We start from the raw sequence: 7,751 nt of genomic DNA, 5'->3' as shown, positions 1-7,751 counted from the left end.
TAAACGCAGAACAAAGTCTACATGCAGTCCGTAATCATTGGCAGGTTGAGAGTATGCACTGGATGCTAGATATGACTTTTAGAGAAGATGAATCAAGGATTCGTAAAGGCCGAGGTCCACTTGCTTTTAATGTAATGAGAAAAATAGCGATGGGCTTATTTAAACAAGATAAGACAAAGTCGGCGAGTATAGCTGCAAAAAAAAAGATGGCAGCACTAGATGATGGCTATCGCTCAGCCCTTTTAGAATCAGGGATTAAAATGCGCTAGCCGTGTATTCAGTCTATTACAGGGCGAAATTTTTAATGCCGTCGTAAATAAACTGAATCGCCAGCGCTGCCAGGATCACCCCTAAGAAACGTCTTAATATTTCATCACCCGTTCGGCCGATAACTTTTTTCAGGTATTTCGACGCAAGCATCAGCACCAAAGTTAATCCCAGTGTTGAGATAATTGCCATTGAAACAGCAATCGCACCGCTTATCTCTGAAGTGTGTGAAAATAGAAGAATCGCCAGTGTCAGCGTGCCCGGACCGGAAAGCAGAGGAATTGACATTGGAAAAACTGAAATATCCTGCTGTCCTCCCTTAGAGGAAAACTCTGCTTCTTTAGTGATCATATTAAAGGCAGTATAAAAGAGTAATAACCCGCCCGATATACGCAGTGAGTTAATATTAATGCCTAAATGAGAAAACAAAGCTTCGCCGTAATTACCAAATAAAATCAATGATACACCACTAATTAATACGGCTTTTACTGCCATAATATTACGGTGTTTGCTGTCGCTGCCGTTGGTTAAGGAATTAAAAATCAGAGCCGCACCAATCGGATCGATAATAACAAACAATGCTGTTAAAGCATGTAAGTAAATCGCGATATCCATTCTATTTCCTCAGCAGTTAAAAAATCAGATGTGCGACACCGGCAATGACCGGCAGAGTCACTAGGGTACGTAAAATAAACACAATGAACAGCTCTGCGATATTCACCGGAATTTTACTGCCTAATAATAATGCCCCTACTTCACTCATATAAATCAGCTGTGTTACCGACATAGCCGCAATAATAAAGCGGGTCATATCAGATTCAATAGAGGCTGCCAGAATAGAAGGAAGAAACATATCGGCAAAACCTACTACAATCGTTTTTGAGGCAGCCGCCGCTTCCGGTACCTGCAGCAGTTCCAGTAGTGGAACAAAGGGTAAACCTAAGTATTCAAAAACGGGAGTGTATTCAGCAATAATTAACGCCATAGTACCGATTGCCATTACTACGGGGATCACACCAAATACCATATCAATGGCATTTTTCAGACCGTCTTTAACGGTATGTTTAAATCCAGATGATTTCTCAGCCGTCAGTAATGCCTGTTCAAGACCCCATGAAAACACGTTGTGTCCCGCTGGAGTTAATTCATGATCCGGATGTTTTTCTGATCCGTCTATATAGCAGTCTTTTTTCCAGCATAGAGGCGGTAGTTTAGGCACGATCACGGCCGCTGCGATACCCGCTAAACAAACAGCTAAGTAAAAAGGCAGGAACAGATGTTCTAACTGTACCTGAGAAATAACTACTAGTGAGAAGGTGATTGAAACCGCAGAGAAAGTCGTACCGATAACTGCAGCTTCACGCTGCGTATAATACTTTGCTTCATACTGTTTGCTGGTCATTAAAATACCCACACTGCCGTCACCTAACCAGGAAGCCATACAGTCGATTGCACTGCGTCCAGGCAGGTTAAAAACAGGACGCATAACTTTAGTCAGCAGAGTGCCGAACAGTTCAAGCAAGCCGAAGTTCAATAACAACGGCAGTAACATACCTGCAAAAATAAATACACAAAATAGTACTGGGAGCAGATCATTTAATACTAATGCCCCGGTATTGGCTGAATGAACAGACTCAGGTCCTAAGCCGAAAAAAGTCATCAGAATAAAAACAGCACCTAATAGACGAATTACAAACCACATTGGTGTAACGTCAATGAGAGTGTTGAAAAACTTACTCTGTTGAATCCGTTTTATTTTAAACAGTTTATGTATTAGCGTGACCAGTGCGGTGAATACGACAATGACGGTGACAATTGCGGTTAAGGAATCGCCGATAAAATTCTGCAGTCCTTTTGATACAATTGCGATAGGGATGGTAAGGGCACCTTGATAACTGACCGGTGTCATAAATAATAAAAGACCAATTAATGAGGGAATAATAAAGGTCAGTTTTGTTGCCAGGTTATGCGATTTTTTAGTCGCCGTTGTTGCTTCTGTTGTCACTTTGTTGCACCTTGAAAACGTTTTTTAAATCGGGGTCGTTAAGGCTCTTTCAAACTGCCTTTAAACGAAAGGCGCAAGGGTACTTGCTTTGCAGCATTATGTAAATGCGTTGGTCGTTTAATTATTCACTTTTTTTACATCTCTAGTCACACTGTCAGTAGGGGCGCTAATTTTCAGTCTGTTTGGGTATATAATGATTTGTATCAGGTTATAAAGAAATAAAATTGAGTTGAAGGTCTGCTTGTTGCATGCTTCAAAAATAATATAATTGATCAGCCCCCCTAAGAAAGCAGGATAATAATTATGAGCAAGGATTTGATGGTTAAATCAGCAGCTATTCTAAAAAAAGCTGTACCATTAATGATGAAGTACCAGGTTCCGACGACACCCTTAAATTACGCTCTCTGGTATACCTATGTGTCTAATGACATTCCTGAGTTAAATACTAAGTTAGAAAATTTAATGGCTAGCCATGATGTCTGTCCGCCGATTCAGGCTGAGTCTTTATATCGAGAGTTTGTTTCAGATAAAACCGAGTCGAGTACCTGGGAGCTGCGTCAGAGTGTTGAACAGATGCTCCAGCAGCTGGATCAGTCATTAACAGATACACATAGTGATACCAGCAAGTTTCAGCAGGCGTTTGATAAAACATTAACCGATATTAACCGGGTTGAGGATGAAGGCTGGTCGATTGATGAGGTAGTGATACTGCTCAAAAAGCTTGAAGCTGACTCTAAAGATATGCACCGTTCTACGCAGTTCTTCAGCAATAGTTTAAACAGTGCTAAAGGAGAAATTGCATCATTAAAAGTGCAGCTGCAGAAAAGTCAGAAACAGGCATTATATGATTCTTTAACCGGTTTATTAAACCGTCATGCTTTTAATACCGAGTTGTCAGCATTTTTGCAGGAAGAAAGCAGCGGTTTGTGTATGATTTTGACAGATATAGATCATTTCAAGAACTTTAATGATGAATGGGGGCACCTGCTGGGAGATCAGGTTTTGAAAGCGGTTGGCCGAAAATTAAATGACAGCATGCGTGACGGTGCCGCTGCCTACCGTTTTGGCGGCGAGGAGTTTGTTATTTTATTACCGAAAAGTAATTTAAGAATTGCCCGTCATTTTGCTGAAACGATACGTAAATCTTTTGAAAAATTAAGTCTGAAAGATAAGCGTACAGCAAAAACCATCAACAGTATTACCGCTTCTTTTGGTGTGGTAGAGTTCCAGAAAGATGAATCGTTAAGCAGCTTTATCGCCCGAGCGGATGACTATTTATATGAAGCAAAACGTTTAGGTAGAAACCGCGTTTTACCTATACTGTCATAATAGACTTTATCAGCGAACGGTTTTCATCAATCCCGGCCGATACAGCTGGGATTTTTTATATTTTTTGAAAGGTGAATAATGGAATTAAAAATAGCAGAACTCAGTGATATCGAAGCCACTTTAGCTTTACATGCCAAATATCAGGTTGATTCGATAGATGAACAGGATAAAAAAGATGGTTTTGTTACTACGGCCTTCACTAAAGAGCAGTTAACTGAACTTATCACTCAGGAGCAGGGCTTGTTTATCGCTAAACAGGGAGAGCAGGTTATTGCCTATGTGATGGCTGCTTCCTGGCAGTTCTGGTCAATCTGGCCGATGTTTGTTTTTATGGCCGAAGACCTGCCTAATATGAACTATCTGGGAAGGCAGTTAAGTGTAAAAAACTCCTATCAGTACGGACCTGTGTGTATTGATAAAGCCTTTCGAGGTTCAGGCTTATTAGAAAAAATATTTGATTTTTCCCGTATAGAAATGGCGAAACGTTATCCGGTTCTGATCACTTTTGTTAATAAAATCAATCCGAGATCTTTTGCTGCTCATACTAAAAAATTAAAACTTGATCTTATTCAAGAATTTGAATTTAACAATAACCATTATTATGAACTGGCTTATGATACATCTAAATCTATTTTTTAGATGTTCCCTGTTCGGGGTAGTATAACCGTCTTACATTTTAAAATTTCCTGCATAACAGAGTGTTAATAATTTTAGGTGGCGATTATTATTAATTTAAATATGAATATATCTTCTAAAAATGTTCTGTTGTTATGTTCACTGCTCGGCATAGGTTTATCGGTCTTTGCCGGCTGTTTTTTTTATGAAAAAGAAACACGGGCCATAGAAGTCAACTTTCAAAATGATGTTGAAGATAAAGTCGCTGTTTTAGAAAGTGAAATGCGCATTAATATGGAAATTTTATATGCGTTAAAAGGTTTATTCGAAAGCTCGGAGCAGGTAAGTGCTTCTGAATTTTCTAACATCTCTAAACAGATTTTACTGCGTCATCCTGATATTCAGGCCCTGCAGTGGACGCCTAAGGTTGAGCATAAAAACCGCTCTGTTTATGAAAAACACAAAACCTTTGAAGTTCCCGGTTATCAGATAACTGAGCGTATAGAGCAGGGGCTGATGTCTACAGCCAGTGAGCGGGCGCTTTATTACCCGATAGATTATATAGAACCCTTAAGCAGTAATGAGAAAGCCTTCGGTTTTGATATGGGATCGCAGCGCGCTCTACTGCAGACACTGCAGAAATCCGGTGATTTTGATCTGGTACTTTCAACCGGACTGATTAATCTGGTGCAGACGCCGCAGGCCGCCTTTTTAACTTTTATTCCTATCTATCAAGGGGCTCCTTTTACTATAGAAAAAAGGCGCCGGCATCTGCAGGGATTTGTATCAGGGGTTTTTATTATTGAAAAACTGTTTGAGCGGGCGATGCGCCGTACTAATGCTGATGATATAAATTTTAATCTGCTGGATATCAGTGGTAATCGGGAAGTGTTATTACTGCGCTCCTATGGGCAGGATTTTAAAGAATCTTATCAGGCACCATTTTCCTATCAGAAAAGCATCCAGACTTATTCCGGCCGTCAATGGGCTATTGATGCACAGCCAAGCCGCGATTATATAAGTGAGCGGCGCACTATGGTACCTGTTACGACCAGTTTACTGGGTATTATTTTAGTTTTATCCAGTACAATTTATACGCTGGCGTTAATAGCACGTAATAAGGTAATTGAGCATACCGTTTCAGATCGTACCGATGCGTTGAATGCGGCCAAAAAAGAGTTAGAAATATTAACCAGAACCGATGCGTTAACAAAAATTGCCAACCGCCGTTATTTTGATCAGCGTCTTGATTTAGAATGGAAAAGAGCAGTCAGAGAAAAGTCGACATTATCACTTATTATGATTGATATTGATTATTTTAAGCTTTTTAATGACAGATACGGGCATCCTGAAGGAGATTTCTGCTTAATTGAAGTGGCAGCTATGCTGGAGAAGTCGTTTAGCCGCAGTAGTGATTTTGTCGCTCGTTACGGCGGTGAAGAATTTGTGGCCATTTTACCGCAGACAAAAAATGCAGCTGAGGTTGCGGAGCGCTGCAGAAAAAATATCGAGTCATTACGTATCGAGCATAAAGATTCTAAAGTCTCCAGTTATGTTTCGGTGAGCCTTGGCGTGACCTCATTGTGCCCGACAGGTGAATGCAGAATGGTAGACATTGTTAACCGGGCAGATCGGGCTTTATACCAAGCCAAAGAGCGCGGGCGCAATAAGGTTTTTGTTTTAACTGATTGATAATAAAAGGTTGGATATGAATAGGATCGTAGTTGACGGCGTAAAAACCTTACCCTCTAAAGTTGTCTGTATCGGACGGAATTACGTTGAGCATATTTTAGAATTAAATAATGAAATGCCGACCCAGGCGGTTATTTTTGTTAAACCCAACTCGGCTGTCTGTGATGATATTTATGCTGGTGCTGATCAAGCGGTTCATTATGAGGCTGAAATCTCATTTGTTATTAGCGATGCGCAGATAAGTGCTGTGGGGTTCGGTTTAGATTTAACGAAGCGCGGCCTGCAGTCCCGTTTAAAAGAAAAGGGCTTACCCTGGGAGCGGGCAAAAGCTTTTGATAAATCAGCCGTATTTAGTGAGTTTGTCAGCTTCAGTGGAAAAGTGGAGCAGCTGCGTCTAGAGCTGTTTATAAATGAGCATCTAATTCAGCAGGGTGATTATCATTTAATGATTCATAAACCAGCTGAAATTATCAAGGAAGTGGGGGCTTTTATGAGTTTTTCTGATGACGATATTTTGATGACAGGAACGCCTAAAGGTGTCGGTCAGGTTTTTCCTGGAGATCGCTTTGAAGGGCGAATTTACGATGGTAAGCAGTTGATTATTGAGAAACACTGGACAGTTATTTAAATCAGCAGATGCTTCTGTGACATCAAAAAAACAGCTTATTTATGACTTCTAATCAAGAAGAGTTAATTTATTTCTGATAATTCTTCTTTTTCGCTCTTTTCCACTCCTTGATTGCACCTCGGTACTAGCCAACACTCTCTTAGCTGCGTAAAATCACGCCCCTTATATTTTAAAATTGTCCAATCAATACGATTGTTATTGCTTGCTTTACAGTAGAGATGAAACTAATGCAGCACCTTGATGAAATCGTTGCTAATGCGCAACAACAGATAGAAAACGCTAAAGATGGCAATGAATTAGAACAGATTCGTTTACATTACTTAGGTAAAAAAGGCTTGATGACTGAGCAGATGAAAGGCTTAGGAAAATTACCTCCTGCTGAAAAACCAGCTGCCGGCCAGATGATCAATAAAGCCAAACAAGCAATCCAGGCTGTTCTTGTTGCACGTAAACAAGCGATGGAAGCGGAAGTGCTGAATGCAAAACTGGCTTCTGAAACAATCGATGTAACACTGCCCGGCCGTGGTGCACAACTAGGCGGCGTTCACCCGGTGACTCGTACTATCGATCGTATTACGGAATTTTTCGGTGAACTAGGTTTTGAAGTTAAAAATGGTCCTGAAGTTGAAGACGGCTACCATAACTTTGATGCGTTAAACATTCCGCCGCATCATCCTGCCCGTGCAGATCACGATACTTTCTACTTTAATCCTGAGCTGGTATTACGTACACAGACATCTGGTGTGCAGATCCGTACCATGGAAAAGCAGGAGCCGCCGGTGCGAATTATCTCTCCAGGGCGTGTTTACCGTAATGATTACGACCAGACTCATACGCCAATGTTCCACCAGGTTGAAGGTCTGATGATTGCTGAAAATGTTAGTTTTACACAGCTTAAAGGCATTCTGCATGACTTCCTGCATAACTTCTTTGAAGAAGATTTAGAAGTGCGTTTCCGTCCGTCTTACTTCCCGTTTACTGAGCCTTCTGCTGAAGTAGATGTATTAGGTAAAAACGGCTGGTTAGAAGTGTTAGGCTGCGGCATGGTGCATCCGACGGTTTTACGCTCTATGGGGGTTGATCCGGACAAATATTCAGGTTTTGCATTCGGTATGGGTGTTGAGCGTTTAACGATGCTGCGTTACGGCGTAAATGATTTACGTTCTTTCTTTGAAAACGATCTTCGTTTCCTCAAGCAATTTAAGTAAGGGTTAA

General features: G+C 40.8%; 7 protein-coding genes and 1 pseudogene. 6 read left to right on the top strand and 2 right to left on the bottom strand.

The window, feature by feature from the left end; translation table 11 throughout:
• A pseudogene (locus tag G327_RS23800) lies at positions 1-269 on the top strand (ISAs1 family transposase); the annotation flags it as partial.
• 16 nt (positions 270-285) lie between these two features.
• Here the strand turns inward: G327_RS23800 and G327_RS0101055 are convergent.
• Complete coding sequence (locus tag G327_RS0101055; RefSeq protein ID WP_019612910.1) at positions 286-882, bottom strand: MarC family protein; 597 nt, start codon at positions 880-882, stop codon at positions 286-288.
• Positions 883-898: 16 nt separating this feature from the next.
• Entirely contained in the window at positions 899-2,272 is a 1,374-nt protein-coding gene (locus G327_RS0101050; protein WP_019612909.1) for a YjiH family protein, read from the bottom strand.
• Between the two features lie 303 nt (positions 2,273-2,575).
• Between G327_RS0101050 and G327_RS0101045 the strand changes: the two genes are divergently transcribed.
• The 5 genes from G327_RS0101045 (at position 2,576) to pheS (ending at position 7,744) form a co-directional block, all read left to right on the top strand.
• Complete coding sequence (locus G327_RS0101045) at positions 2,576-3,601, top strand: GGDEF domain-containing protein (RefSeq protein WP_019612908.1); 1,026 nt, start codon at positions 2,576-2,578, stop codon at positions 3,599-3,601.
• 78 nt (positions 3,602-3,679) lie between these two features.
• A complete protein-coding gene (locus tag G327_RS0101040) occupies positions 3,680-4,240 on the top strand; it encodes a hypothetical protein (protein WP_019612907.1) in 561 nt (186 codons plus the stop codon).
• Positions 4,241-4,339: 99 nt separating this feature from the next.
• Complete coding sequence (locus G327_RS23795) at positions 4,340-5,908, top strand: diguanylate cyclase (protein WP_019612906.1); 1,569 nt, start codon at positions 4,340-4,342, stop codon at positions 5,906-5,908.
• A 16-nt stretch (positions 5,909-5,924) separates the two neighbouring features.
• Entirely contained in the window at positions 5,925-6,536 is a 612-nt protein-coding gene (locus tag G327_RS0101030) for a fumarylacetoacetate hydrolase family protein (RefSeq protein ID WP_019612905.1), read from the top strand.
• Positions 6,537-6,763: 227 nt separating this feature from the next.
• Positions 6,764-7,744, top strand: a complete 981-nt coding sequence (gene pheS / locus G327_RS0101025) for a phenylalanine--tRNA ligase subunit alpha (protein ID WP_019612904.1) — start codon at positions 6,764-6,766, stop codon at positions 7,742-7,744.
• Positions 7,745-7,751 lie beyond the last annotated feature (7 nt).

The sequence above is a fragment of the Psychromonas ossibalaenae ATCC BAA-1528 genome (assembly GCF_000381745.1).
GTDB lineage: Bacteria > Pseudomonadota > Gammaproteobacteria > Enterobacterales > Psychromonadaceae > Psychromonas > Psychromonas ossibalaenae.
The sequence above is the reverse complement of the archived record's forward strand: the minus strand, read 5'-3'. Positions and strand labels throughout refer to the sequence as shown.